The following is a 26,315-nucleotide window of genomic DNA, read 5'->3' as shown; positions in this document are numbered from 1 at the left end:
TAACCGTTGGTTCACCAATCTCGTTCATGTTCCGTTGAACAGTCCGCTTGCGTGGAGCGCCTTGATGGCCGTGCCGAGATCCTCAATCCTGATTGCCGCGCTTCTTGCCGCCGCCAGCTTGATTACACCCGCCAGGGCTGGCGCCGACATCGAAGTCACCATGAATCAGGCCAAGATCGTGAAACTGTCGCGCCCCGCCGACACGATCGTCGTGGGCAACCCGGCAATCGCCGACGCTTCCGTCCAGGATGCCTCGACGATCGTGCTCACCGGCAAGGGTTTCGGTGTCACCAACCTCGTCGTTCTCGACCAGGAAGGCAGCCCGATCGTCGACACACAGGTTACCGTGGTTCGCCAGGCAGCCTCGTCGGTTCGCATTTACCGCCGCGCGGATGTCCAGACCATGTCGTGCACGCCCTATTGCGAAAGCTCCTACAAGAGCGATGCGGAGAAATCGTCCGAAGCCGAGATGAGCGTCAGCAAATAGGCGGCACGGGAGCGCGCCATCGCCCAGGTTACCTGCTGGTTAAAACGCGCGCGCCGACTTTAACGATCATTCAAACCGGACCTCAATCGGTTTGGGTTAATACACCTGTCAGCACCGTCCAGGGATGGCAGGAACATCGCATGAGCATGGAACTCGGCTCGACAGATCAGCGCAAGGTGGAGCGTACCGGGCCTTTCCAACGCTTCGTGCGCGACCGACGCGGCAGCACGGCGCTGGAGTTCGCGTTGCTTGCCATACCGTTCGCACTCCTGGTGTTCGCCATCCTCGAGAGCTGCATCTCGTTTGCCAGCCAGGAGGTGATGGCCAACATCACCGACGATGTCGCGCGCCGGCTGCGCACCGGCCAGTTGAAGGCCGCGGACATCGCCGGGGACAATTTGAAGAACATGATCTGCGACAAGCTGGAAATCATCGTTTCCCAGGATTGTCCCAATCAGTTGAGCGTCGATCTTCGCCAATACACGACATTCGCCGACGCGGCCCTGGCCGGCTTCAGGATTCAGGGCGGTAATATTCAGCTGACGAAAAGTGGCGCGGATGTGCCCTTTACCGTCACGGCGGGTGCGGCGGAGTCAAGGAACATGCTGCGGGTCTTCTACAAATGGCCCATCATGACCAACCTGATGGCGCAGTCGATGGGAGGTAACAAAACCCTCCATTTCGCTTCGGTGACCTGGCAGAACGAGCCGTTCGACAATTGATGCCATCACGGAAGCAACAACAAGAAAAAAGGCAACGAGTATGATGCGTGCGGGGGCACATCTGGGAATTGCGGGGCTTTGGGGCAAATCAGCCCGATTCTGGTCCAATCGCCGCGGCGTCGCGGCGGTCGAGTTCGCGCTTATCGCGCCTGTCCTGCTGATCATGTATTTCATGACCATGGAGGCCTCGCAGGCCATCGAGACGAGCAAGAAGGTCAGCCGCATCGGCAGCATGGTCGCCGATCTCGTCACGCAACAGCCGACCATCGTCAAGGCGGACCTCGATGCCATCATGAAGATCGGCAGCGTAACCCTTCAACCCTACAACCGCTCGGTGCCGGACATCACCATCACAGCCATACAGGTCACCACCGATCCCACGCCAAAGGTGTTGGTGGTGTGGTCACGCAAGGTGACCAGTGGTGCATACAGCGTCGGTGCAGCGGCGGGCTCGACCACTACGGTTCCGACAGCGCTCAAGGTCGCCGGGACCTTTCTCGTCCGCGTCGACAGCACCCTGGGCTACCAGCCGATCGTCGGCTGGACGACAGACACCCAACAGAAGCTTGGGTTTATCGAGACGCTCGCCAAAGGCATGACGATGAGCGAAACATATTATCTGCGCCCCCGCAGAAGCGTCACGATCCCTTGCAGCGACTGCTGAGGGCTCATTGCCGCCCACCATCGACCGACACCATCCGCACGATGGCCTCCGCCGCAGCATAGTCCTTGGGAACCACGGGCATGAAGCCGCCGGCATGCCTCGCTTCCAGAAGGTCGTAGACATCCGGCGTCGTCGATTTGAGATTGGTGAGGAATACGGTCAGCCGGCGCTTGGCTTCCGGATCGAGATCGCTGCGTACCGCATGGGGGCCGTATCGCAGCAGACCCGACGTCCACACCACCTGAGTGGCCGACGCCGAAAGGCCTGATGCGTCGAGCCTTGCCTGCGTGCCCCCGGCCAGTCGCGGCTGGCCGTCGGCCGCCGCCTTCACCCAGCCGAACATGGCGTCGGCCGCGCCTTCGACAAGCATGGTTTCGGCCGCCGACGCCGAGGCGGCATGGACGAGAAACGGTGCATCCTCGGCGATTTCGACGTGTTCGGCGGCTAACCCCGCCAAGGGCAAAAGCGAACCGCCGACGCTGTCCGGCGGCGGCACGGCGATCCGGTGGGTCTCCATATCGGCCAGGCCGCGCAGTCTGCCATCCCGGGTCAGCAATACCGAGCGGATGCCGGCCGCACCGTCGGAATCGACCGGCGCCACGAGCGGCTCGATGCATCCGCAGCGTTGCAGCGCCGTGGCATAGGCGGTCGCCGAATAGATGGCGTATTCGATCCGTGCATTGGCCTGTCCCTCGATCAGTGCCGCGTAATCGCGGGCAACGACGAATTCGACCTTCATGCCGAGCGCATCGGTAAAGGCTTGCGTCAACACCGCCAGCCCCGGAACGGCGTTGCCGGCGCCGGGCTCGGCCACGACGCCGATGCGAAATGTGCCGATATCATCGCGCCAGTCCGCCCAGGCCGGTCCGCACCAGAATGCGCCGTTCACAGCCATGAGGGCAGTCCAAGCCTTGAGCGCAGCCTTCATGACAGGACCGCCTTGCCCTTTGTTCCGTCCATGGACATGCCCAACTCGTCGCGGCACTTGATCTTGTGCCTGTATCTCATTGTCCAAACCGCGCATGGATCCCTTAGCTTGTCCATGTCGTTGTCGCAAAACCGCTGCGCACTTTTGGGCGACATGGATTTGAGTATCGCGCCAAGCCGTTGCGGTTTGGTTTCCGAATTGCCAACGTCGCCGTGGAACCCTATGTCTGGGCGTCCACACTGGCAACAAATGACCCGATGGCGCGTGCTTTCCTCTTTGTCCTGGATTCCTTCGGCATCGGCGGCGCGGCCGACGCCGAAAGCTATGGCGACGCCGGCGCCAACACGCTGGCGCACATCGCTGAAGCTTGCGCGGAAGGCCGCGCGGATCGCGAAGGGCTTCGCCAGGGACCACTGTTCGTCCCCCATATGGCATCGCTGGGACTTGGCAAGGCGGCCGAGACGGCGACAGGACTGGGTTTTACGCATTTCGGGACGAACCTGCTCGCCAATGCCTTCCATGGCGCGGCGCAAGAGATTTCGAGTGGCAAGGACACGCCTTCCGGCCACTGGGAGATCGCGGGCCTGCCGGTGCGCTTCGACTGGGGTTATTTCCCGGACACGGTTCCCGCCTTTCCGGCCGACCTGACCGAGGCGATGATCCGCGAAGGAAAGGTGCCCGGCATCCTCGGCAATTGCCATGCGCCAGGTACCGAGATCATTGAGCGGTTCGGCGAGGAGCACATCCGCACCGGCAAGCCGATTTGCTACACATCGGTTGATTCCGTCCTGCAGATCGCCGCGCATGAGGCCCATTTCGGCCTCGAGCGGCTCTATGAATTCTGCCAGGTGGTGCGCCGGCTGGTCGACCCGCTGAGGATCGGACGGGTGATCGCGCGTCCGTTCGTCGGCGAGACATCTGCCACCTTCGAGCGGACCTACAATCGCCGCGACTACGCCGTGCCGCCGCCCGAGCCGACATTGCTCGACCGGCTGACGGCGCGCGGCAGCCGCGTCATCGCCGTCGGCAAGATCGGCGACATCTTCGCCCATCGCGGGATTTCGCAAGTCCGCAAGGCCGCAGGCAACATGGCCATGTTCGACCAGGCGCTGGTCGCGATGGACGAGGCGACCGACGGCGACCTCGTCTTCGCCAATTTCGTCGATTTCGATACAGAATTCGGCCATCGCCGCGATGTCGCCGGTTATGCGGCCGCCCTCGAGGCCTTCGACCGGAGGCTTCCGGAGGCGTTCGCCAAGCTGAAGCAGGGCGACCTTCTCATCCTGACCGCCGATCACGGCAACGACCCGACCTGGCGCGGCACCGATCATACGCGTGAACGGATCCCGGTCATCGGCACTGGACCTGGTCTCAAAGGCGGCGACATAGGGCTGAGGGCGACATTCGCCGATATCGGCGAGACCGTTGCCGAACACCTCGCGCTGGCGCGCGGCCGCAACGGCACATCCTTCCATGCGATGATTGGCGGCCATGCCTGAATTGCCTGAAGTCGAGACCGTCCGGCGCGGGCTGCAGCCGGTCCTGGAAGGCGCCAATCTGGCCAAGGTCGAGATGAGACGGCCGGACCTGCGCTTCCCCTTCCCCGAACGGTTTTCGGAGCGGCTGACCGGCAGGACGATCACGGCGCTCGGCCGGCGCGCCAAATACCTGACCATGCATATGCAGGGCGGTCCGGTGCTGATCTGCCATCTCGGCATGTCCGGCTCCTTTCGCATCGAGACCGGCGACGACGACGAGACGCCGGGCGTGTTCCACCATGAGCGCTCGAAGAGCGCGGCGCACGATCATGTCGTGTTCCATGTCGTTTCGGCGGCCGGCGGGCGGTCACGTGTGATCTTCAACGATCCGCGCCGCTTCGGCTTCATGCTGTTTACGGAAGAGCCGCCGGAGACGCATCCGATGCTCGCCGGACTGGGCGTCGAACCCACCGGCAATGCGCTGGACGGCGTTCTGCTTGCCTCGTTGCTGAAAGGCCGCAGATCGCCGCTCAAGGCAGCGCTTCTCGACCAGAGGCTGATCGCCGGCTTAGGCAATATATATGTCTCGGAGGCGCTCTGGCGTGCCGGCCTGTCACCGCTGCGCGAGGCAGGCACCATTGCCAGGCCAGGCAAGAAGGCCAGGGAACAAAGCGATCGCCTCGCCGAGGCGATCCGCTCGGTCATATCGGATGCCATCGCGGCGGGAGGATCTTCACTGCGCGACTATATGCACACCGACGGATCGCTGGGTTATTTCCAGCATTCCTTCGCCGTCTACGACCGCGAAGGTGAGCCTTGCCCGAAGCCCGGCTGCGGCGGCCATGTCGAGCGCATCGTGCAGAGCGGACGTTCGACCTTCTATTGCCGGGCGTGTCAGACGTGAGCTAGACCGGTGTCGAGGAAGGAGAAGCAGCCAATGGCCTATGAGACAATCATCACCGAGAGGCGCGGCAAGGTCGGGCTGATCACGCTGAACCGGCCAAAGGCGCTCAACGCCCTCAATTCGCGGGTCATGGCCGAGGTGGTGGCGGCGGCGAAGGATTTCGGCGGCGACACGGGCATTGGCGCAATGGTCATCACCGGCTCCGACAAAGCCTTCGCGGCGGGTGCCGACATCAAGGAAATGCAGGAGATCGCGTTCGTCGATGCCTATGTGCAGGATTTCTTCGTCGGCTGGGAGGAACTGACGCGGGCGCGAAAGCCGATCATTGCGGCGGTGGCCGGTTATGCGCTCGGTGGCGGGTGCGAACTCGCCATGATGTGCGATTTCATCATTGCCGCCGACACGGCCAAATTCGGCCAGCCCGAGATCACGCTCGGTGTCATTCCCGGCATGGGCGGGTCGCAACGCCTGACCCGGTTCGTCGGCAAATCGAAGGCGATGGACATGTGCCTGACCGGACGGATGATGGACGCCGCCGAGGCCGAACGTTCGGGCCTCGTGTCGCGGGTCGTTCCGGCCGGCGAGCTGGTCGAAGAGGCCGTCAAGGCGGCGGCCAAAATCGCCGATTTCTCGCTGCCGTCGGTGATGATGGCCAAGGAAGCGGTCAACCGGACCTATGAGACGACGCTTGCCGAGGGATTGCGCTTCGAACGCCGCCTGTTCCATTCGCTTTTCTCGCTCGAAGACCAGAAGGAAGGCATGGCGGCGTTCGCCGAAAAACGGAAGCCGAATTTCACCAACCGGTAGGGCGTTGCAGGCCGGCGCCCGAAACCCGTGGCCTTGGCCAAAAAGAACGCCAGGCGGCGTTGACGCGCCGGAAAAGCTGAACTATAAGCCGCACCAACCGAGGCGGCCCCGTGGCTGCCCGTTTGTTTTTTGCGCCCTGCGGCACGCCGCGTGCGCCGACCAGATCAGAAGAGAGGCATCATGGCCAACACATCCTCGGCCAAAAAGGCAACGCGCAAGATCGCCCGCCGCGCAGCGATCAACAAGAACCGCCGCTCGCGCGTCCGCACCTACGTCCGCCAGGTCGAGGAGGCACTCGCCTCCGGCGACAAGGCCGCCGCACAGGCCGCCTTCAAGGCTGCCGAGCCGGAATTGATGCGCGCCGCGACCAAGGGCGTGATCCACAAGAACACGGCATCCCGCAAGGTGTCGCGCCTGGCCCAGCGCCTCAAGGTGCTGTCGGCCTGACATCGCCTTCCCAGGACGATCTTCTTCGAACCCGGCCGATCGCGCCGGGTTTTTTCGTTTGCCGGCAAGTACTTAAAAAGAATAGCCGCAAACAGCTGCAAATGCAGATTCCAGAGTTCGAAATGCTTTGCCGGCACATGCATGCCCGCTGATGATCGGCACGCTTGAAAAGCGGCGCCTAGAAAAATCCCGCCTCACAGAAATACCCAATATTTTTCAATTGGTTAGCGACAGTCATCCACAGCTTGTCCACAACGCGCCGAAGCGACGGGAGGACAACTGGCTGTCAAGAGAATTATTTCAGAAAATTTCGCGCCGGCCCGGCTTTTTCATATTCGTCGGAAAAGGGTTTGAATCACAATGGCTTTGTCAAAATATGCCACTGCGGCATGGCGCTCGAACCCGCCCGAGGTAACCAGATTCCTTAAAAATCCGTTAGACGTGGCCTTGCCCTATCCACAGCGATTTCGGTAATGTCGATCTATCGAAAGGGACGGGCCTCTTGCCCTTAACCCAGCCTGACGCGGCCAGCTAAAATTGGCGGGATTTGCGACGCGGATCAAGTCCGTGGACGGGTATGGTTTGCTCTTTTTCGATACGGTAGGGGACTGGCGTAACTAGACATGGCAGGTAGGACGGCGCGCCGGCGCTCTTTCGCCGGACGGTTTCGTATTGCCCTGACATACCCAACGCGGACTGGCTTCCATGGGCCGGCACCGGTTCCCTTGGATAGTGGGCGACGTTCATTGCCAGCGGCGGCAACGGGCATCGTAGCGAAGACACGGTCGCTGGAAAAAGGATGCAGGAGGCGCATCCCCGGCGAAAAAACAGGTACAGAAAGGCAAGGAACTCGATCATGCAGAGCGGCATCGAAAGGGAGCTTACGGGCGACCTCCCATTTCCTGGAACTTTGATCGGAGCAAACGAGATGGCGGTCTCCAGCGACGCGGAACAGAAATTCGACCGGGTCAAGGCCCAGTTGAAGGCGCGCCTGGGAACCGAAGTCTATTCCAGCTGGTTCGGCCGCATGAAGGTCGCGGAAGCTTCCAAGGGCATTGTCCGCATCTCCGTGCCCACCGCGTTCCTGCGCTCGTGGATCAACGGCCACTATCACGATCTCATTTCCGAGCTGTGGAAGCAGGAGGATCCCGAGCTTCTCAAGATCGAGATCGTCGTGCGCACCGCGACCCGTCAGGGACGCAGCCAGCCTGAACCGGAATTGGCGCCGGCGCGCAAGATGACACGGCAGACGCAGACGGCGCTGGCCGCCGGCACGGTCAGCCCAGGCAGGGTGGAACGGTCTCCCATGCCGCGTCCGGGTGTGCCGGTCGAGAGCGAGTTCCGCCACAACGTGCTGGGATCGCCGCTTGACCCGCGCTACACGTTCGGCTCCTTCATCGAAGGCCCCTCGAACCGCGTGGCCTTCGCCGCCGCCAAGGCCGTGGCGGAATCGCAGTCGAGCGCGGTGCGCTTCAATCCGCTTTTCCTGCATGCCACCGTCGGGCTCGGCAAGACGCACCTCTTGCAGGCCATTGCCGCGGAATCGCTGAAGCAGAACCCGAAGTCCCGCGTCGTCTATCTCACCGCCGAGTATTTCATGTGGCGCTTCGCCACCGCGATCCGCGACAACAACGCATTGACGCTCAAGGAGCAGTTGCGCGACATCGACCTCTTGATCATCGACGACATGCAGTTCCTGCAGGGCAAGTCGATCCAGCATGAATTCTGCCATCTGATCAACATGTTGCTCGACAGCGCCAAGCAGGTCGTCGTCGCCGCCGACCGGCCACCGTCGGAGCTGGAATCGCTCGAACCGCGGGTCCGTTCGCGCCTCAATGGCGGCGTTGCGCTCGAAATGTCGGCACCCGACTTCGCCATGCGGCTCGGCATGCTCAAACTGCGCCTGGCCACAGCCAGGATCGACGATGCATCGCTCGACATTTCCGAAGAGATCCTCAACCACGTTGCCCGCACCGTGACTGGTAGCGGACGCGAACTGGAAGGCGCCTTCAACCAGCTCCTGTTTCGCCAGTCGTTCGAACCGCAGATCACAATCGACCGCATCGACGAGATTCTCGGCCACATCTATCGCACCGGCGAGCCGAAGCGGGTCCGCATCGAGGATATTCAGCGCATCGTGGCGCGCCACTACAACGTCTCGAAGACGGAACTTTTGTCCAACCGGCGCACACGCACCATCGTCAAGCCGCGGCAGGTCGCGATGTATCTGTCGAAGGTGATGACGCCGCGCTCGCTGCCGGAAATCGGACGGCGCTTCGGCGGCCGCGACCACACGACGGTGCTGCACGCCGTGCGCAAGATCGAGGATCTTTCCGGCAATGACAACACGCTGGCGCAGGAACTGGAATTGCTGAGAAGGCTGATCAACGACCAGGCCTGAGCGGCCGAAAACCGCCCGCTCGTGGGGTTGGCCAGCTTTATCCCCAGAAAGCCCGCGTAACCGGCCCGAACCGGTGGCGCGGGCTTGCGTTCACTGGTTTTTTCCTGTCAGTTTGCGTAGATTCTGAAGCCTGTTCAGAGCTTTCGCGGGGCGCCGGTAGCCGGAGACCCGTTCATTCATTCAAGCGAGCCTGTTTCGTCATGCGTGTTATCCTGGAACGGTCAAATCTCCTGAAGTCGCTCAACCACGTGCACCGCGTGGTCGAACGGCGCAACACCATACCGATCCTGTCCAACGTGCTGCTCAGCGCCGAAGGCGCCAGCCTCGAAATGAAGGCCACCGACCTCGACCTGGAGGTGACGGAAGCGACGCCCGCCAAGGTCGAGCGCGGCGGCGCGACGACGGTCCCCGCGCACCTGCTCTATGACATCGTGCGCAAGCTTTCCGACGGCGCCGAGGTGATGCTGAAGACGGATGAGGACGGCAACGCCATGACGGTGACGTCGGGCCGCTCCAGCTTCCGCCTGCAGTGCCTGCCGCAATCCGACTTTCCCGAGCTTTCGGCCGGATCCTTCTCGCACATCTTCCGCCTCGACTCGGTGGCGCTGAAGGGCCTGATCGAGAAGACGCAGTTCGCCATCTCCACCGAGGAGACGCGCTACTATCTCAACGGCATCTACCTGCACACGCATGAAGTCGGCGGCAAGCTGAAGCTGCGCTCGGTGGCGACCGACGGCCACCGCCTGGCGCGCGCCGAGATCGACGCACCGGCTGGCTCCGAGGGCATGCCGGGCATCATCATTCCGCGCAAGACGGTAAGTGAACTGCAAAAGCTGGTCGACGATCCGGATGTCGCCGTGACCACCGAATTGTCCGACACCAAGATCCGCTTCACCATCGGCAGCGTCGTGCTGACCTCGAAGCTGATCGACGGCACCTTCCCCGACTATCAGCGGGTCATCCCGACCGGCAACGACAAGAAGCTGATCCTCGACCGCCAGAGCTTCGCCGCCGCGGTCGACCGCGTCTCGACCATCTCCTCCGAACGCGGCCGCGCGGTGAAGCTCTCGATCAGCGAAGGCCAGGTGACGCTTGCCGTCAACAATCCGGATTCGGGCAGCGCAACGGAAGAACTGGCGGCAGACTATTCGGCCGACCCGATCGAGATCGGCTTCAATGCCAAATATCTGCTCGATGTCGCCGCGCAGCTGACCGGCACGGAAGCCAAATTCATGCTGGCCGATGCCGGTTCACCGACGCTGATCCACGACATGGCCGACGAGACCGCGCTTTACGTGCTGATGCCGATGCGGGTATAGCCGGCGCGGCGGCGCCTGGCGAATACGGCCGGCGGCGGGCGTTGGTTGCGGTGACTTCCACGGGCGGATAGCGGTTGCCGGCACAAACCCATATAAGTAAGCTTACGCTTACCAATTTTCGTAACTACGCGACCCTGGCGATAGATGTTGCGCCGGGCGCCGTGGTCTTTTCGGGCGACAATGGTGCCGGCAAGACCAATCTCCTCGAAGCGATCTCCTTTCTGACGCCCGGGCGCGGCTTGCGCCGCGCACCTTACGGGGATGTGGCACGTGAGGGTGGCGATGGCGGCTTTGCCCTGCATGCCCGGCTCGACGGGCCTGACGGCGAGGTCGAGATCGGCACGGGCATCTCCGGGGGCGACACGGCGGAAAGCGGCAGGCGGGTGCGTATAAACGGAGCCGCCGCGCGGGCCGAGGGCATGCTGGAATGGCTGCGGGTCGTGTGGCTGACGCCGGCGATGGATTCGTTGTTCACCGGACCTGCCGCGGATCGCCGGCGCTTTCTCGACCGGCTGGTGCTGGCGATCGATCCCGGACATGGCCAGCGAGCGCTCGACTACGAGAAGGCGATGCGGGGCCGTAACCGTTTGCTGACGGAAGGCTCGCGGGATGTCGGCTGGTTCGAGGCGATAGAGACGCAGATGGCAGAGACCGGCGTGGCGATCGCCGCGGCGCGCGCCGAAATGGTGCGGCTGCTGGCCGCCATGATCGGCAGGCTGCCCGACACCGGACCGTTTCCGCAGGCCGATATCGGCCTTTCAGGTGACCTGGAGGCCGAGATTGCCGGCGCACCGGCGGTCGACGTCGAGGAGCGGTTCCGGCGGGCGCTTGCCGATGGCCGAGACCGTGACCGCGCCGCCGGACGCACCCTCGAAGGCCCGCACCGCTCAGACCTCATGGTCCGGCACCGGCCCAAGGCGATGCCGGCCGAACTCTGCTCGACCGGCGAACAGAAGGCACTGCTGATCGGCATCGTGCTGTCGCATGCCCGGCTGACCGGGGAAATGTCCGGGCTGACGCCGATCCTGCTGCTCGACGAGATCGCGGCGCATCTCGACGGCGGACGGCGCGCGGCACTGTTCGCGATCCTGGAGGAACTGAACTGCCAGGCTTTCATGACGGGAACCGATGCGGCGTTGTTTTCCAGCCTGCATGGCCGAGCGCAGTTCCTGACTGTCGACCATGGTACGGTTGGGCCAACCGAAGACCCCTGACAAGCTTTTTCGACCACTATATGGTCCCGATATGACCACAGCGCTCACCGCCGACGAGATCGAACGCTATGCCCGCCACATCGTGCTGCCCGAGGTCGGCGGCGCGGGCCAGCAGAAGCTCAAGCAGGCGCGGGTCCTGGTGATCGGCGCCGGCGGGCTCGGTGCGCCGGTGCTTGAATATCTCGCAGCGGCCGGCGTCGGTACGCTCGGCGTGGTCGACGACGACGCCGTTTCTCTCTCCAACCTGCAGCGCCAGGTCATCCATGGCACCGATACGATCGGCATGCTGAAGACCCAAAGCGCCGAGGCGGCGATCGCTCGTATCAATCCCAACATATCAGTCGAAACGCACACATTCCGGCTGACCGCCGAGAACGCCCCCGCCCTCGTCGCCAGGTACGATGTCGTCGTCGATGGGTCCGACAATTTCGAGACGCGTTATGTGGTGGCCGATGCCTGCGCCAGCCAAGAGAAGCCGCTGGTGCATGCAGCCGTTGGACGCTTCGATGGCTCGGTGACCGTGCTGAAGCCTTTCGAAAACGGCAGTGACGGCAAGCCAAACCCGAGCTATCGGGATCTGTTTCCCGAGGCCCCGCCGCCGGGGCTTGTGCCGTCCTGCGCCGAGGCGGGGGTGCTCGGAGCGCTGACCGGGGTCGTCGGCACGCTGCAGGCGATGGAGGCGATCAAGCTGATCACCGGCATAGGCGAGCCGCTGATCGGCCGGCTGCTGCTCTATGATGCGCTGGCCGCGCGCTTCGAGACGATCCGCTACAAGAGACGCTGATCTTGGAACATTCCCATGTTTCGATCACGCGGATCCCAGCCGATTTCGGCCGCTGGGGTGATGTGCTTGCCCTCATCATGCGTGCCTTCGCCTTTATGGACGGCATCATCGACCCGCCGTCGTCGGCTCACCTGCTCACAGCCGATGCGCTGCGCGCCAAGGCGCTGCGGGAGACCGGCTTCCTGGCACTCGACGGCGACAGGATCGTGGGCTGCGTTTTTGCTCTTGAAAGAGCTGACGGTCTTTATGTCGGCAAGCTCGCCGTCGCCCCGGACCGCCAGGGGCACGGCATTGGCCGACGGCTGATGCAAGCGGCCGAAGATCTGGCCCGCAGCCGCGGCAAGGCCGCCATCGAGCTCGAGACGAGGATCGAGCTCACCACCAATCATGCCGCCTTCGCCCGGCTCGGCTTTCGCGAAACCGGGCGGACGGCGCATGACGGCTATGACAGGCCGACCTCCATCACCATGCGCAAAACGATCTCGTAAGCGTCGCGTTACATTGAACGGCGAGCCTGCGCCTGGACAGTTTCAGGTCCTGAGCGGCAGCACGCGGTCCGGCGGACGATGGCCGTCGACGAAGGCGCGGATATTGATGATGACCTTCTCGCCCATGTCGATGCGGCCCTCGAGCGTGGCCGAGCCCATATGCGGCAGAAGCACGACCTTGTTCCTGGCGGCGAGTTTCAAGAGCTTGGCGTTAAGGGCCGGCTCGTGCTCGTAGACGTCGAGGCCGGCGCCGGCGATCTTGCCGTCCTGGATGAGCTTGACCAGCGCTTCTTCGTCGATGATGTCGCCGCGGGCGGTGTTGACGATATAAGCGGTGGGCTGCAGCAACGCCAGCCGCCGTGCCGACAGAAGATGGAAGGTCGCCGGCGTCGACGGACAATTGACCGAGATGATGTCCATGCGGGCCAGCATCTGGTCAAGACTCTCCCAATAGGTCGCCTCCAACCCATCCTCGACCGCCGGCAGCACGCGATGCCGGTTGTGATAGTGGATGGACAGGCCGAAAGCCTTGGCCCGCCTGGCAACGGCGGTGCCGATGCGGCCCATGCCGACAATGCCGAGCCGCTTGCCCCAGATGCGCCGGCCAAGCATCCAGGTCGGCGACCAGCCGGCCCATTTCTTGTCGCCCGTGAGCACGTTGGCGCCTTCCGCCAGCCGGCGCGGCACAGCCAGCATCAATGCCATGGTCATGTCGGCGGTATCTTCGGTGAGCACGTTGGGCGTGTTGGTGACGGTGATGCCTTTCTTGGCCGCCGCCGCCACGTCGATCTTGTCGACGCCGTTGCCGAAATTGGCGATCAGCTTGAGGTTGTCGCCGGCCTGGGCGATCAATGCGGCATCGATGTGGTCGGTCACGGTCGGCACCAGCACGTCGGCTTCCTTGACCGCGGCGACCAGTTCCGGCTGCGTCATCGGCCGGTCCTCGACATTCAGCCTTGCGTCGAACAGCTCGCGCATGCGGGTCTCGACCGGGTCGGGCAGCTTTCGCGTGATGACCACGAGAGGCTTCTTTTTGCCTGGCATTGTTTCCCTCGTTGAGACCTCTTTAACCAAGACCGGCGAAACTGAAAGCTGGTCGCGGTAGCCGATTTTACCCATGTAACAAGCGGTGCCGCCGAAGACAAAGAAAAAGGGGTGCCGCAGCCGTCGGGCCGGCGCCGAAAGGAACGAAAGTGTCTGGTTTCGCGTCGCTTCGCCTGGCCCTCAGCGCAGCATTTCTCGGCGCTCTCCTCTATTCTCCGCTTGCCGGCGCGCAGAGCGCGGCCGCCCCTGCCCAGAGCGCCATCACGCTCGGACCGAGCGGGCTGCCGCTGCCGCGATTCGTCAGCCTGAAATCCGGCCGCGTCAACTCGCGCGTCGGCCCCGGCGCCAACTATTCGGTCGACTGGATGTATATGAAGGCTGGCCTGCCGATGGAGATCATCCAGGAGTTCGATACGTGGCGGCGCGTGCGCGACGCCGATGGCTCGGAAGGATGGATCAACCAGTCGCTGCTGTCGGGCCGGCGCACGGCGATCATCGCGCCCTGGCAGCGCGGCAAGGGCGGCCAGGTCAATCTTCTGAAAGGTCCCGACAAGGATGCCAGGGTGGTGGCGATCGTCGAACCGGGCGTTATGGGCACGATCAAGTCCTGCGACGGCCAATGGTGCGAAATGACGCTCGACGGCCACACCGGCTGGCTTGCCCAGTCGGTCGTCTGGGGCGCCTATCCGGGCGAGCGGGTCAAGGACTGAACGTCTCGCGTTTGCGCCCGATAGGGCCAAGATGGGTGTCCTGAAACCCCGTTGACAGCTTCAAGCCGTAACCCAGTGCACGGTCGATTGCGATATGAGCGATCCAGATCAGTGCGATGGCGCTGCCGACCGCACTGCCGGCGAGATGCCCGGCAAGCAGCAGAAGCACCGGTACGATCAGAATGTGCAAGGCGTTGTAGGCAAGGGCGCCGATGCGAGGTCCACCGAGATAACCCAGCATCGACAGGTCCGGCGCCAGGATGAGCAACGCGAAAAGCCACCAGGAAACGCCCGTCGCGCCATAGAAGACGATTGCGGCAACCGCCACGACGGCCCATTCGAGCCGCACTATCCAATCCAAGGGTTTCATCCCACACCGATTGTTCCGGCTTCGCCGGTCATTCCGGACGCTTGGGACGCAGCCTCACCACGATATCGACATTGGCGATTTCCATGCCCTCGGGCGGGTCCGGCAGGTTGGTGACCGTGACCGGGCCGTTGGCGATGTCGAAAATCCTGTTTTCGCCTTCGATATAGAAATGGTGGTGATCGGAGGTATTGGTGTCGAAATAGGTCTTGGAACCTTCGACGGCGAGGATACGCAGCAGCCCCGCCTGGGTAAACTGGTGAAGCGCGTTGTAGACGGTGGCCAGCGACACCGGCACGCCGGCGGCCTGCGCCTCCTCGTGCAGTTCCTCAGCCGACAAATGGCGGTCGCCCTTGGCGAAAAGCAGGTCGGCCAGCGCAATGCGCTGACGCGTCGGCCTCAGGCCGGCTTCACGTACCCGCTTGTCCACAGCGACATTTTCCTTCCGGCAGCCCCGGTCCATCTGGTCTTCCAAGCTCACAGTCCCGCTTCAAGACACGCCCAGAGTGGCAAAAAAATGAATATATGCCGAACCCGGACCCCGGTTGACATATATTCTGTCGCCCGAATGCGATCAATAGCGCGCATTGACCCGGGCAGACTGGCGGGTTAAGCGCAAACGCCGGTTTCCGGCCTGAAACAGATTGTGTTAGGACACCAACGACAAGGGCGCGCTACCGCCCGGACGATATGGGGAGAAATTGATGGCGGGTTCGAAATCCAGCTACGACTACGAAGAATTGCTGGCCTGCGCCCGCGGCGAGCTGTTCGGAGAGGGCAATGCCCAGCTGCCCTACCCGCCGATGCTGATGTTCGACCGTATCACCGAAGTCAGCGAGACCGGCGGCGCCTTCGACAAGGGTTTCATCCGCGCCGAATTCGATATCAAGCCCGACCTGTGGTTCTTTGCCTGCCATTTCATCGGCAATCCGATCATGCCTGGCTGCCTCGGCCTGGACGCCCTGTGGCAATTGACAGGCTTCTATCTCGGCTGGCTCGGCGAACCCGGCAAGGGAATGGCGCTGTCGACCGGAGAGGTCAAGTTCAAGGGCATGGTCACGCCATCGGTCAAGAAGGTGGAGTATGGCGTGGATTTCAAGCGTGTAATGCGCGGCCGGCTGGTGCTCGGCATCGCTGATGGCTGGATGAAGGCGGATGGTGAGCCCATATACGCGGCGACGGACCTGAAGGTCGGTCTGTCAAAGCAGTCGGCGGTCGCTTGACCGCAGCCCTGGCCCGCACACTGGCCAGCATCCCTGGAAGGAGTTGCGAATGAGACGTGTCGTAGTCACAGGCCTCGGCATCGTGTCGTCGATCGGCAACAATGCCAATGAGGTGCAGACCTCGCTGCATGACGCCAGATCCGGCATCAGCTTTTCCGATTCCTTCGCGGAGCATGGCTTCCGCTGCCAGGTCTGGGGCGCGCCGACGCTCGACCCTTCCGCCATGATCGACCGCCGCGCGATGCGCTTCCTGAGCCAGGGCGCGGCCTGGAATCACGTTGCCATGGACCAGGCGATCGCAGATGCAGGCCTCGGCGAGAGCGACATCACCAACGAGCGCACCGGCATCGTCATGGGTTCGGGCGGTCCTTCCACCCGCACCATCGTCGAGGCCGCCGAGACCACGCTCAAGAACGGCAGCCCCAAGCGCATCGGTCCCTTCGCGGTGCCGAAGGCGATGTCGTCGACCGCGTCGGCGACGCTGGCCACCTGGTTCAAGATCCATGGCGTCAACTATTCGATCTCGTCGGCCTGCTCGACCTCGGCGCATTGCATCGGCAATGGTTACGAATTGATCCAGTGGGGCAAGCAGGACATGGTCTTTGCCGGCGGCCACGAGGATCTCGACTGGACGATGTCGGACCTGTTCGACGCCATGGGCGCCATGTCGTCGAAGTTCAACGACAGGGCCTCCACCGCATCGCGCGCCTATGACGCCAATCGCGACGGCTTCGTCATCGCCGGCGGCGCCGGCGTGCTGGTGCTGGAAGAGCTGGAACACGCCAAGGCGCGCGGCGCCAAGATCTACGCCGAGATCGTCGGCTATGGCGCGACGTCGGACGGCTACGACATGGTGGCGCCCTCGGGCGAAGGCGCGGTTCGCTGCATGCGCCAGGCGCTGGCGACGGTCTCCACGCCGGTCGACTACATCAACACCCACGGCACCTCGACCCCGGTCGGTGATTCCAAGGAAATGGGCGCGATCCGTGAAGTGTTCGGCGAGAAGATGCCGTTCATCACGTCGACGAAATCGCTGACCGGCCATTCCCTGGGCGCGGCCGGTGTGCAGGAATCCATCTATTCGATCCTGATGATGCAAGGCGGCTTCATCGGAGAAAGCGCCCATATCGAGACGCTCGATCCGGAATTCGAGGGCATGCCGATCGTGCGCAAGCGCATCGACAACGCCGCGATCGACACCGTTCTGTCGAATTCCTTCGGTTTCGGCGGCACCAACGCAACGCTCGTTTTCCAGCGCTATTCCGCATAGGGCCAAGTTTTACATAAGGATTGCCGGCCATGGACGGATTGATGAAGGGCAAGCGCGGGCTTGTCATGGGTGTCGCCAACGATCATTCGATCGCCTGGGGCATAGCCCGGAAATTATCCGAACATGGGGCGGAACTCGCCTTCACCTACCAGGGCGACGCTTTCGGCCGCCGGGTCAAGCCGCTCGCCGACAAGCTCGGCGCTTCGCTGGTCGTTCCCTGCGACGTCGAGGACAGCGCTTCGGTCGCCGCCACGTTCGAGACGCTTGGCAAGGAATGGGGCGGGTTGGACTTCGTCGTCCATGCCATCGGCTTTTCCGACAAGAACGAGTTGAAGGGCCTCTATGCCGACACCAGCCGGGACAATTTCGTCCGCACCATGGTGATCTCCTGCTATTCCTTCACCGAGGTGGCGCGCAATGCAGCGCCGCTGATGACTGCCGGCGGCTCGATGGTCACGCTGACCTATGCCGGCTCGGTCCGCGTCATGCCGAACTATAATGTCATGGGCGTCGCCAAGGCCGGGCTCGAGGCCAGCGTGCGCTACCTCGCCAATGACTACGGTCCACGCGGCATCCGCGTCAACGGCATCTCGGCCGGTCCGGTGCGCACACTGGCCGGCGCCGGCATTTCGGACGCCCGCCACATGTTCTCCTACCAGCAGCGCAATTCGCCGTTGCGCCGGACCGTGACGATCGACGAGGTTGGCGGCTCCGCGCTCTATCTCATGTCCGACCTCGCTTCCGGTGTCACCGGCGAAATCCACTATGTCGATTCCGGCTACCATATCGTCTCGATGCCGACGCTCGATGAATTGAAGCAGACGGATGGCGGCGGTGACTGAAGAGCGGTCCCGTCAAGCAGGTCCTTTCCCAGCCAAGAAAATAATCCTCTCCAGTAAAATTGAATGCATTCGCGGAAACTCATTTTAAGAGGGTTTCCGCTATAGGGTCTCCGACCTGGGGACCTTTTCATGCCTGCCGTCAGCAACCCGAAGCGAACGCCAGTGTTCCGACTGCTCACGATAGCAAGTTCGGGCATTGGCAGTTTCGTCCTCGGCATCTGGGGCCTGAAGCACGGTCTCGGCGAGGGGTTTGCCGGCATATCAGCTGACATGATGGTCGCGATCATGGCCGCGCTTTGCGCGCTTGCGGCATCGGTGGCGGCAATGTCCTTCTTCGCAGGCATCGATGAATCGGCGGATTTCGTCTTCAACGAAACCCATTTCGACAAGCTGACCGGACTGCTGGCGCGGCCGGCCATGGTCGGCAAGATCGCCGAGGCGGCATGCGCGACAAGCCGTACCGGGGAACCGGTGTTCCTGATCGACATCGACATCGACCGGTTCAAGCAGATCAACGACGCGATCGGCTACACCCAGGGCGACGAACTGATCCGCGCCTTCACCAAGCGGCTGCACAGCTGCGTGCCCGCGCGCGCGCCGATCGGACGCATCGGGGCCGGCGAGTTCGCGGTGCTGCTCCCGGACCATCTGATCCAGGGAACCCTGGAAAGCATGGTCGAGAGGCTCATCGACGAAATGATGGAGCCGTATGAACTCAGCAGCCACCAGCAATCGGTGAGCCTGTCGGTCGGCATCGTGGCGATGCCCAAGGACGGTGTCGATCCGGTCCTCATCCTGCGGCGCTCCAACCTGGCGCTGCAGAATGCGCGTGCGAGCGGAGTTGGCAACTGGTCGGTCTTCGACAGCGAGATGGGACGCGTGGCCGACCATCGCCAGTGGGTCGAATCCGAGCTGCACAGCGCCTTTGAACGCGGTGATTTCGACCTGCACTACCAGCCGCAGCTCGACCTCCCGACCGGCCGCATCGTCGGCTACGAGGCGTTGATCCGCTGGCAGCATCCCGAACGCGGCATGATCCCGCCGATGGAGTTCATCCAGATCGCCGAGGAGACCGGCATGATCAACCCGATCGGCGAATGGGTGCTGCGCAAGGCCTGCAGCGATGCCCGCCATCTGCCGGACGACTGTTTCGTCGCCGTCAACATCTCGCCGGTCCAGTTCATGACCAAGGACTTTGTCGGCCTTGTACGCGACACGATGCGGACCACGGGCATCAAGCCGTCACGGCTGGAGCTGGAAGTCACCGAGACGGCGATGATGCAGGACCGCGACCGCGCGGCCGCCATCCTGAAAGAGCTTGCCGAGATGGGCATCTCGGTCGCCGTCGATGATTTCGGCACCGGTTATTCCAACCTCAGCTATCTGATCGACTTCTCGTTCGGCAAGCTGAAGATCGATCGTTCCTTCATCAGCCGCATCGATACCGACGCCAGCTCCGGCGCCGTCGTGTCGACCATCGTCGGGCTGTCGCGGGCGCTCGGCGTCAGCATCATCGCCGAAGGCGTCGAGACCGAAAGCCAGGCGACGCTGCTCAGGGCCGCCGGCTGTGAGGTGGTGCAGGGCTACCTCTTCGGCCGGCCAGCACCGCTCACGGCCAGTATCGGTGGCCATGCGGCCGAAGATACCAGGCGAGTCGCCAACCTCCATTGAGCGCCATGGCTCCCGCCGTTGCCTCAGCGGCGCGCCGAAAACACCTTGAACATGCCGTCACGAGCAAGCTCTGCGTGGCTGGCGAAGGCCGCTGACAGGACGGCTTCGTAAGGAAGCTGCCGGTTGGCGACCATGAACAGGCGTCCGCCGGGCTTCAGGGCCTTGGCTGCCGCGCGGATCATGCCGGCACCAATCTCAGGCTCCGCCGCACGGCTGCGATGGAAGGGCGGGTTCATGGCGATGACGTCGTAGCGGCGCTCCACAGGCTCGGCGAGCAGGTCCGTCCAGAAGAAGCCCTGTGCCATTGTGTTACCGAGATTGCCCCTGGCCGCCTCCAGCGCGTCGAAATCGGCCTCGTATAGATCGAGCGCCGACAAGCCCGGCGAGCGGGCGGCCATCTCCGCCGCCACATAGCCCCAGCCGGCACAGAAATCGGCCGCGCTGCCACGCAGATCGCCGGGCAGGTTGTCGACCAGCAGTTTCGAGCCGGCATCGACGCGATCGAAGGAGAACATGCCGGGCGCGGTGTGGAACCGGTCCCCAACCAGCAAGGCGGGATTGGCGGTGCGAAGTACGGCGGCGGCCTGCATGTCAGCCGGGCGGCGCAGCCAGAAGGCAATGCCGTGATATTTCGGCATGTGGCCATCGAGCGGCGCAAGATCGCCAACACGCTTGCGCAGGCTGGCAATGCCATCCTCCTTGCCACCGGCAATGACGATCAATCCGCCCTCTGCCACGCGCTCCATAGCCTCGGCGATGCGCAATTCGTTCTGGCCGCGATGGCGGCCGGCGAGCACCAACGCGGCATCAAAACCGTCACCGGCCGATTGCGGCGTGACCGTGAAGCCGGCCGCCTGCAACGCACGGAAATACGGCCGGAAGCCCTGTACGAGATTGAGCGTAGCCTCGAAAGCCGGCGGCAGGCGCAGGCCGGGTTCGGCGCCAAGGAAGAGAACGCGCTGGCCCTGCCGCGGCAAGGAAAGAGCCTCGGCCTCGAACGGGTAAAAAAGCGTCTTCAGCGCTTCAGCGGACATAGCCGTGCTCCATAAAAAAACGGGCGCGACCTAAGCCGCGCCCGCCTCCTTTTTCCGTCGGACCGATCAGGCGGCGTTTTCTTCGCCTTCGGTCTTCTTGTCGCGGGCGATTTCCTTGCCGGTGGCCTGGTCGACGACCTTCATCGACAGGCGAACCTTGCCGCGCTCGTCGAAGCCCATCAGCTTCACCCAGACCTTGTCGCCTTCCTTGACGACGTCCGAGGTCTTGGCGACCCGGTCGTTGGCGAGCTGCGAGATGTGGACGAGGCCGTCACGCGGACCGAAGAAGTTGACGAAGGCGCCGAAGTCGGCGGTCTTGACGACCGTGCCTTCGTAGATTTCGCCGACTTCCGGCTCGGCGACGATGGTGTGGATCCACTTCTTGGCCGCCTCGATCTCCTTGGCGTTCGAGGAAGCGATCTTGACCGTGCCGTCGTCCTCGATGTTGATCTTGGCGCCGGTCTTCTCGACGATCTCGCGGATGACCTTGCCGCCCGAACCGATGACGTCGCGGATCTTGTCGGTCGGGATGTGCATGACCTCGATGCGCGGTGCGAACTCGCCGAGTTCGGGACGGGCGCCGGTCAGGGCATGGGCCATTTCGCCGAGGATGTGCAGGCGGCCGTCCTTGGCCTGGCCAAGGGCGATCTTCATGATCTCCTCGGTGATGCCATCGATCTTGATGTCCATCTGCAGCGAGGTGATGCCGCCTTCGGTGCCGGCGACCTTGAAGTCCATGTCGCCGAGATGATCTTCGTCGCCAAGGATATCGGAGAGCACGGCGAAGCGCTCGCCTTCCTTGATCAGGCCCATGGCGATGCCGGCAACCGGCTTGGCCAGCGGCACGCCGGCATCCATCAGCGCCAGCGAGGTACCGCAGACGGTGGCCATCGACGACGAACCGTTGGACTCGGTGATCTCCGAGACGACGCGCAGCGTGTAGGGGAACTGGTCAGCGGAGGGCAGCATCGGACGGATGGCGCGCCAGGCGAGCTTGCCGTGGCCGATTTCGCGGCGGCCCGGCGAACCCATGCGGCCGGTCTCACCGACGGAATAGGGAGGGAAGTTGTAGTGAAGGAGGAACTTCTCCTTGTACATGCCGGTCAGGGAATCGACATACTGCTCGTCCTCGCCGGTGCCGAGCGTGGCGACGACCAGCGCCTGGGTCTCGCCGCGGGTGAACAGCGCCGAACCATGGGTGCGCGGCAGGACGCCGACTTCGGAAACGATCTTGCGAACCGTCTTGAGGTCGCGGCCATCGATGCGCGAGCCGGTGTCGAGAATGTTCCAGCGCACGACCTTGGCCTGGAGCTCCTTGAACACCGAGCCGATCTGTTCGGAGGTGTACTTTGCGTCCTCGCCTTCAGCGGGGGCAAACGCGGCCTTGACCTTCGCCTTGACGGCGTCGACCGCGGCGTAACGCTTCTGCTTGTCGACGTTCTTGTAGGCATTGCTGAGCTCGTCGCCGACGATCTTCAGCATCTCGGCCTCAAGCGCGGAATAATCCGGCGCGGTGAAGTCGCGCGGTTCCTTGGCTGCAACTTCGGCCAGCTTGATGATGGCGTCGATGACCGGCTGGAAACCCTTGTGGCCAAACATGACGGCGCCGAGCATCAGCTCTTCGCCAAGTTCCTTGGCTTCCGACTCGACCATCAGCACGGCGTCGGCGGTGCCGGCGACAACGAGGTCGAGCTTGGATTCCTGCATCTCATCGACATGCGGGTTCAGCACATATTCGCCGTTGATGTAACCGACGCGGGCGCCGCCGACCGGGCCCATGAACGGAACGCCGGAGAGCGTCAGGGCCGCCGAGGTGGCGACGATCGACAGGATGTCCGGATCATTTTCGAGATCGTGCTGCACGACGGTGACGACGATCTGCGTGTCGTTCTTGTAGCCGTCGGCGAAGAGCGGGCGGATCGGGCGGTCGATGAGGCGGGAAACCAGCGTTTCCTTTTCGCTCGGACGGCCTTCACGCTTGAAATAGCCGCCCGGGATCTTGCCGGCGGCATAGGTCTTTTCCTGGTAGTTGACGGTCAGCGGAAAGAAATCGAGGCCGGGCTTCGGCTCCTTCATCGAAACGACGGTGGCCAGCACCTTGGTCTCGCCATAAGTGGCGAGCACAGCGCCATCGGCCTGGCGCGCGATCTTGCCGGTTTCCAGGATGAGCGGACGGCCGCCCCATTCGATTTCCACTTTGTGGTGATTGAACATGTCTTGTCCTTAATAAGCGGAAAGGGGCGCGCCGTTTCACGGTGCGCGGATGCCCTTTCCCTGGCTTCCTTTCTCGGGCAGCCACGGGCAAGACAACGGGAAGCTCGGATGATTTAGGCGCGACGAGCGCGCACGAGCGTCCTGCAATCCTGCCCCATGACCGTCCATGGGCGGTTTCGAGTGGCCCTCTGCACGCTCGAAACCGGGTCTGGCCAGCCGACACGGCTGGCAGAATGCGTGACCGGCGGACTTTCCGAAGAAAGTCCGCCGGTCAATTCGTCAACGGCGCAGACCGAGCTTCTCGATCAGTGTCTGATAGCGCGCGTCGTCCTTGCGCTTGAGATAATCAAGCAGGCTGCGGCGCTGGGACACGAGAGCGAGCAGACCACGGCGGGAATGGTTATCCTTCTTGTGGTCCTTAAAATGGTCGGTCAGGTTCTTGATGCGCTCGGAAAGGATGGCCACCTGGACTTCCGGAGACCCGGTATCGCCCTTGGCGGTTGCGAATTCACCCATCAATTCCTGTTTGCGCTCGGCAGTAATCGACATCGTGTTTTTCCTTATCTGTTTGAGGAAACGGGTCGCCCACAGCCGGGATGTCGTCCAGCAGGGGCCGTGCATGCAAAGCGTCAAGGCGCTATGCTGCGGCGCATATAGTGCAATTCCCCGAAAAACACCAGCCCAATTCACAAGCCGGCTTTGTCGCGGCTTTTGCGGCATGAAAGAAGCCTTTCGCCGTGGCTAAAGCCACTTCTTCCATCTGAAGAAGGCGATCAGCCCGATAGCGACGAGCAGCATGAAGACAAGTGCCGCCGGATAACCATAGTAGGATCGCAGCTCCGGCATGTTCCATGGCGAGGCGTCGGGACTAAAGTTCATGCCCCAGACGCCGACCAGGAAGGTGAGCGGCATGAAGATGACCGAGACGATGGTGAGGTAAGAGATGACGTCGTTGGTGCGCGCCTGGCTCAGCGACAGGTGCATCTCGATCAGCCCGGTCAGCATGTCGCGCTGGGTCTCGACCAGCTCGATCAGCCTGAGCGAATGGTCGAGCGTGTCGTTGAGGAAGACCTTGGTTTCAGCCCTGACATAGGACACGTCGTTGCGAATCAGCGTCGCCAGCGCATCGCGCATCGGCCACAGCACGCCTTTGAGGACATTGGCATCGCGCCGCAATTCGTGCAGCTGCCGCATCTGGTGCTTGTGCGTCGAATGCAGCATCTGGTCCTCGATGCTGTCGACCAGGTCGCCGGCAGCCTCGATCGGCGGAAAATAGCTGTCGACGATGGCGTCGATCAGCGCGTAGGCGAGATAGTCGGCGCCGCGTGTGCGCAAGCGGTTGGGCGCCGAACTCTCGATACGCTTGCGCACGGGATCGAAGGGATCGCCCTCGCGCTCCTGGAAGGTGACGACGAAGTTCTCGCCGAGGAAGAGAGCGATCTGCTCGTAACGATGCGACGTGACATCGTCGATCATGCGCACGACGACGAAGGCGTGATCCTCGAAGAAGTCGACTTTCGGCCGCTGGCCGGTGTTGACAACATCCTCCAGCGCCAGCGGATGCAGGCTGAAGATGCGGCCGATCTCCTCGATTAATTGGATGTTGGCGAGGCCGGTGCAGTCGAGCCAGATGACGGGCCATTTCCGGCAATTGGCCTTGACATCGTCGATGCTGGCATTCTCGATGGTCTTGAATTTCTGCGGCGAGATCAAGGTCAGCCGCAATTCGGAGCGCCGCGCCGCCGGATCGGCGATCAGCGTACCGGGCGAGGCGCCGACAGGCGGCCGCCTCGTCTTCACCGGCGCGCGCTTCTTGACCGTGTCAGCCTTTGCCATGGAGCCCCTCTGCCGCGATGTCGTGCCGACATTAGATGAGTGGCATCACCCGGCAAAGACCCGCTTGGGCTTGAACATGCCTTGCTCGATCGCGCCGATGGCGACCAGCTTGCCGCGAGACGTCGCGCAGGCCTCTTCGGCCTCCACAGGTGCGTCACGGCCACGAATGATGACAGGATTGCCGAGGCGGATCTTTGTCGCCGCGTCATCGCTGATGGCGATCTGCGGCAGGCAGTCGAGGGCAGCCGAGGTGTCCACCAGAAGCGTGTCGATGGCGCTGAAGTCGACCGGCTTGGCCACCGCGTCTGCCGGTTCGGCGTCGTCGGCCGCTTCCGAATTCTCATCGCCAGTGGCGCCGAAGCGGGCGGCCTCGAGTTCGGCAATGGTGACGAAGTCCTCTGGCGTGAACGGCTCGACCTCGACCCGGCGCAGCTCGCTGATATGGCCGAAGCAGCCGAGGTCGCGGCCCATGTCGCGGGCCAGCGAACGCACATAGGTGCCCTTACCGCATTCGACTTCGAAAATCGTCTGGTCCGGCTTGTGCTCGACAATATCGAGCCGGCCGATCTCGATCTCACGCGGCGGTATGTCGACCATCTCGCCTTCGCGGGCGAGGTCGTAGGCGCGCTCGCCCGCAATCTTGATCGCCGAAAATTGCGGCGGCGTCTGCATGATGACGCCGGTGTATTTCGGCAGCAGCGCCCGCACCTCGGCTTCCGCCGGACGCAGGTCGGAGCTCTTCGTCACCGGCCCTTCAAGATCGTCGGTGGAGCGCTCATCGCCCCAGGCAACGGTGAAGCGGTAGATCTTGGCGCCGTCCTGCACGTAGGGCACGGTCTTGGTGGCTTCGCCGAGCGCGATCGGCAGCATGCCGGAGGCAAGAGGGTCTAGCGTGCCGGCATGGCCGGCCTTTTCGGCCTGGAACAGCCATTTGATCTTGGAGACGGCTTCGGTCGAGCCCATGCCGACCGGCTTGTCCAGCACCACCCAGCCGGAGACCGGCCGGCCCTTCTTCTTGCCGCGACGCGCCATCATTCTTCTTCCTTGTTGTCGTCGGTATCCAGATCGCGCGCCACTTCGGGCGATTTCAGCAGGTCGTTGATCCTGGCGAAATTGTCGAAGGAGGTATCGAGCCGGAAGCGGAATTCCGGCATGTATTTCATCTGCCTGAGCGCGCCGGAGACGCGGCCACGCACGAACTTGGCATGCTTGTTCAGCGCCTCGATCACCGCGTTGGCATCCTTGGCGCCGAGCGGAGAAACAAAGGCGGTGGCGATCTTGAGATCGGGCGACATGCGCACTTCCGAGACCGAAACGACCGAATTTTCAATCAACGGGTCGATGATTTCGCCGCGCTGCAAGGTTTCGGAGAGTGCATGGCGCACCTGCTCGCCGACGCGCAGCATGCGCTGGGATGGGCTTGATGTTGTGGAACGGGGCATTTTTCTCAATCCTGAAAGC

27 protein-coding genes are annotated in these 26,315 nt (G+C 63.0%); 17 read left to right on the top strand and 10 right to left on the bottom strand.

The window, feature by feature from the left end:
- Positions 1-64: 64 nt before the first annotated feature.
- The 3 genes from EN845_RS25970 (at position 65) to EN845_RS25960 (ending at position 1,873) form a co-directional block, all read left to right on the top strand.
- Positions 65-487: a pilus assembly protein N-terminal domain-containing protein gene (locus tag EN845_RS25970; RefSeq protein WP_127280726.1), complete on the top strand. Its 423-nt coding sequence runs from the start codon at positions 65-67 to the stop codon at positions 485-487.
- Between the two features lie 140 nt (positions 488-627).
- The gene (locus EN845_RS25965; RefSeq protein WP_127280725.1) at positions 628-1,209 is read left to right on the top strand and encodes a TadE/TadG family type IV pilus assembly protein; all 582 of its coding nucleotides are present in this window, start codon (positions 628-630) and stop codon (positions 1,207-1,209) included.
- 40 nt (positions 1,210-1,249) lie between these two features.
- Complete coding sequence (locus EN845_RS25960; protein WP_127280724.1) at positions 1,250-1,873, top strand: TadE/TadG family type IV pilus assembly protein; 624 nt, start codon at positions 1,250-1,252, stop codon at positions 1,871-1,873.
- 4 nt (positions 1,874-1,877) lie between these two features.
- On the opposite strand, the gene EN845_RS25955 is transcribed toward EN845_RS25960, so the two are convergent.
- The gene (locus EN845_RS25955; RefSeq protein ID WP_127870751.1) at positions 1,878-2,801 is read right to left on the bottom strand and encodes a phosphate/phosphite/phosphonate ABC transporter substrate-binding protein; all 924 of its coding nucleotides are present in this window, start codon (positions 2,799-2,801) and stop codon (positions 1,878-1,880) included.
- 257 nt (positions 2,802-3,058) lie between these two features.
- On the opposite strand from EN845_RS25955, the gene EN845_RS25950 reads away from it, so the two are divergent.
- The 9 genes from EN845_RS25950 (at position 3,059) to EN845_RS25910 (ending at position 12,643) form a co-directional block, all read left to right on the top strand.
- Positions 3,059-4,300, top strand: a complete 1,242-nt coding sequence (locus EN845_RS25950) for a phosphopentomutase (protein ID WP_127279775.1) — start codon at positions 3,059-3,061, stop codon at positions 4,298-4,300.
- On the top strand, positions 4,293-5,183 hold the full coding sequence (gene mutM / locus EN845_RS25945; RefSeq protein ID WP_127279776.1) for a bifunctional DNA-formamidopyrimidine glycosylase/DNA-(apurinic or apyrimidinic site) lyase: 891 nt from the start codon (positions 4,293-4,295) through the stop codon (positions 5,181-5,183). The genes EN845_RS25950 and mutM overlap by 8 nt, the downstream gene beginning before the upstream one ends.
- A 33-nt stretch (positions 5,184-5,216) precedes the next feature.
- Complete coding sequence (locus tag EN845_RS25940; protein WP_127279777.1) at positions 5,217-5,990, top strand: enoyl-CoA hydratase; 774 nt, start codon at positions 5,217-5,219, stop codon at positions 5,988-5,990.
- 180 nt (positions 5,991-6,170) lie between these two features.
- Positions 6,171-6,437: a 30S ribosomal protein S20 gene (gene rpsT / locus EN845_RS25935; protein ID WP_027026587.1), complete on the top strand. Its 267-nt coding sequence runs from the start codon at positions 6,171-6,173 to the stop codon at positions 6,435-6,437.
- An 856-nt stretch (positions 6,438-7,293) separates the two neighbouring features.
- Entirely contained in the window at positions 7,294-8,838 is a 1,545-nt protein-coding gene (gene dnaA / locus EN845_RS25930; protein ID WP_127870750.1) for a chromosomal replication initiator protein DnaA, read from the top strand.
- Between the two features lie 200 nt (positions 8,839-9,038).
- Positions 9,039-10,157: a DNA polymerase III subunit beta gene (gene dnaN / locus EN845_RS25925; protein ID WP_127276856.1), complete on the top strand. Its 1,119-nt coding sequence runs from the start codon at positions 9,039-9,041 to the stop codon at positions 10,155-10,157.
- A 74-nt stretch (positions 10,158-10,231) separates the two neighbouring features.
- Entirely contained in the window at positions 10,232-11,371 is a 1,140-nt protein-coding gene (gene recF / locus EN845_RS25920; RefSeq protein ID WP_127276858.1) for a DNA replication/repair protein RecF, read from the top strand.
- 31 nt (positions 11,372-11,402) lie between these two features.
- Complete coding sequence (locus EN845_RS25915; protein WP_127870749.1) at positions 11,403-12,155, top strand: molybdopterin-synthase adenylyltransferase MoeB; 753 nt, start codon at positions 11,403-11,405, stop codon at positions 12,153-12,155.
- A gap of 2 nt (positions 12,156-12,157) precedes the next feature.
- Positions 12,158-12,643: a GNAT family N-acetyltransferase gene (locus EN845_RS25910; RefSeq protein WP_167531464.1), complete on the top strand. Its 486-nt coding sequence runs from the start codon at positions 12,158-12,160 to the stop codon at positions 12,641-12,643.
- Positions 12,644-12,685: 42 nt separating this feature from the next.
- Here the strand turns inward: EN845_RS25910 and EN845_RS25905 are convergent, their stop codons facing one another.
- A complete protein-coding gene (locus EN845_RS25905; protein ID WP_127276862.1) occupies positions 12,686-13,687 on the bottom strand; it encodes a D-glycerate dehydrogenase in 1,002 nt (333 codons plus the stop codon).
- 149 nt (positions 13,688-13,836) lie between these two features.
- Between EN845_RS25905 and EN845_RS25900 the strand changes: the two genes are divergently transcribed.
- Positions 13,837-14,397, top strand: coding sequence for an SH3 domain-containing protein (locus tag EN845_RS25900; RefSeq protein WP_127276864.1), 561 nt, complete (start codon positions 13,837-13,839; stop codon positions 14,395-14,397).
- Here the strand turns inward: EN845_RS25900 and EN845_RS25895 are convergent.
- Positions 14,387-14,767, bottom strand: coding sequence for a DUF4260 domain-containing protein (locus EN845_RS25895; RefSeq protein WP_127276866.1), 381 nt, complete (start codon positions 14,765-14,767; stop codon positions 14,387-14,389). The genes EN845_RS25900 and EN845_RS25895 overlap by 11 nt on opposite strands.
- 28 nt (positions 14,768-14,795) lie before the next feature.
- Positions 14,796-15,227 (bottom strand): iron response transcriptional regulator IrrA, encoded by a 432-nt coding sequence (irrA, locus tag EN845_RS25890; RefSeq protein WP_027142023.1) that lies wholly within the window; start codon positions 15,225-15,227, stop codon positions 14,796-14,798.
- A gap of 241 nt (positions 15,228-15,468) precedes the next feature.
- Here irrA and fabA point away from each other — a divergent pair, with 241 nt between their 5' ends.
- From fabA to EN845_RS25870, 4 genes are all read left to right on the top strand, one after another.
- A complete protein-coding gene (gene fabA, locus EN845_RS25885; RefSeq protein ID WP_127276870.1) occupies positions 15,469-15,987 on the top strand; it encodes a 3-hydroxyacyl-[acyl-carrier-protein] dehydratase FabA in 519 nt (172 codons plus the stop codon).
- A gap of 49 nt (positions 15,988-16,036) precedes the next feature.
- Positions 16,037-17,257, top strand: coding sequence for a beta-ketoacyl-ACP synthase I (fabB, locus tag EN845_RS25880; protein WP_127870747.1), 1,221 nt, complete (start codon positions 16,037-16,039; stop codon positions 17,255-17,257).
- 29 nt (positions 17,258-17,286) lie between these two features.
- The gene (gene fabI / locus EN845_RS25875; RefSeq protein ID WP_127870746.1) at positions 17,287-18,099 is read left to right on the top strand and encodes an enoyl-ACP reductase FabI; all 813 of its coding nucleotides are present in this window, start codon (positions 17,287-17,289) and stop codon (positions 18,097-18,099) included.
- 129 nt (positions 18,100-18,228) lie between these two features.
- On the top strand, positions 18,229-19,770 hold the full coding sequence (locus tag EN845_RS25870; RefSeq protein ID WP_127870745.1) for a bifunctional diguanylate cyclase/phosphodiesterase: 1,542 nt from the start codon (positions 18,229-18,231) through the stop codon (positions 19,768-19,770).
- A gap of 23 nt (positions 19,771-19,793) precedes the next feature.
- Here EN845_RS25870 and EN845_RS25865 read toward each other — a convergent pair whose 3' ends face one another.
- The 6 genes from EN845_RS25865 to rbfA all read right to left on the bottom strand — a co-directional run bounded on the left by EN845_RS25865 (position 19,794) and on the right by rbfA (position 26,296).
- The gene (locus tag EN845_RS25865) at positions 19,794-20,804 is read right to left on the bottom strand and encodes a class I SAM-dependent methyltransferase (protein WP_127870744.1); all 1,011 of its coding nucleotides are present in this window, start codon (positions 20,802-20,804) and stop codon (positions 19,794-19,796) included.
- A 66-nt stretch (positions 20,805-20,870) separates the two neighbouring features.
- Complete coding sequence (gene pnp / locus EN845_RS25860) at positions 20,871-23,018, bottom strand: polyribonucleotide nucleotidyltransferase (RefSeq protein WP_127276880.1); 2,148 nt, start codon at positions 23,016-23,018, stop codon at positions 20,871-20,873.
- A gap of 279 nt (positions 23,019-23,297) precedes the next feature.
- Positions 23,298-23,639 (bottom strand): 30S ribosomal protein S15, encoded by a 342-nt coding sequence (gene rpsO, locus EN845_RS25855; RefSeq protein WP_281040214.1) that lies wholly within the window; start codon positions 23,637-23,639, stop codon positions 23,298-23,300.
- 120 nt (positions 23,640-23,759) lie between these two features.
- Positions 23,760-24,854 (bottom strand): magnesium/cobalt transporter CorA, encoded by a 1,095-nt coding sequence (gene corA / locus EN845_RS25850; RefSeq protein WP_127870743.1) that lies wholly within the window; start codon positions 24,852-24,854, stop codon positions 23,760-23,762.
- Positions 24,855-24,899: 45 nt separating this feature from the next.
- Positions 24,900-25,886 carry a tRNA pseudouridine(55) synthase TruB gene (gene truB, locus EN845_RS25845; protein WP_127870816.1) on the bottom strand — a complete coding sequence of 329 codons (987 nt, stop codon included), beginning with the start codon at positions 25,884-25,886 and terminating at the stop codon, positions 24,900-24,902.
- Positions 25,886-26,296 carry a 30S ribosome-binding factor RbfA gene (gene rbfA / locus EN845_RS25840; protein WP_127870742.1) on the bottom strand — a complete coding sequence of 137 codons (411 nt, stop codon included), beginning with the start codon at positions 26,294-26,296 and terminating at the stop codon, positions 25,886-25,888. Before rbfA ends, truB begins: the two co-directional genes overlap by 1 nt.
- Positions 26,297-26,315: the final 19 nt, after the last annotated feature.

The organism is Mesorhizobium sp. M8A.F.Ca.ET.202.01.1.1 (assembly GCF_004791595.1).
Taxonomy (GTDB): Bacteria; Pseudomonadota; Alphaproteobacteria; order Rhizobiales; family Rhizobiaceae; genus Mesorhizobium.
The sequence above is the reverse complement of the archived record's forward strand: the minus strand, read 5'-3'. Positions and strand labels throughout refer to the sequence as shown.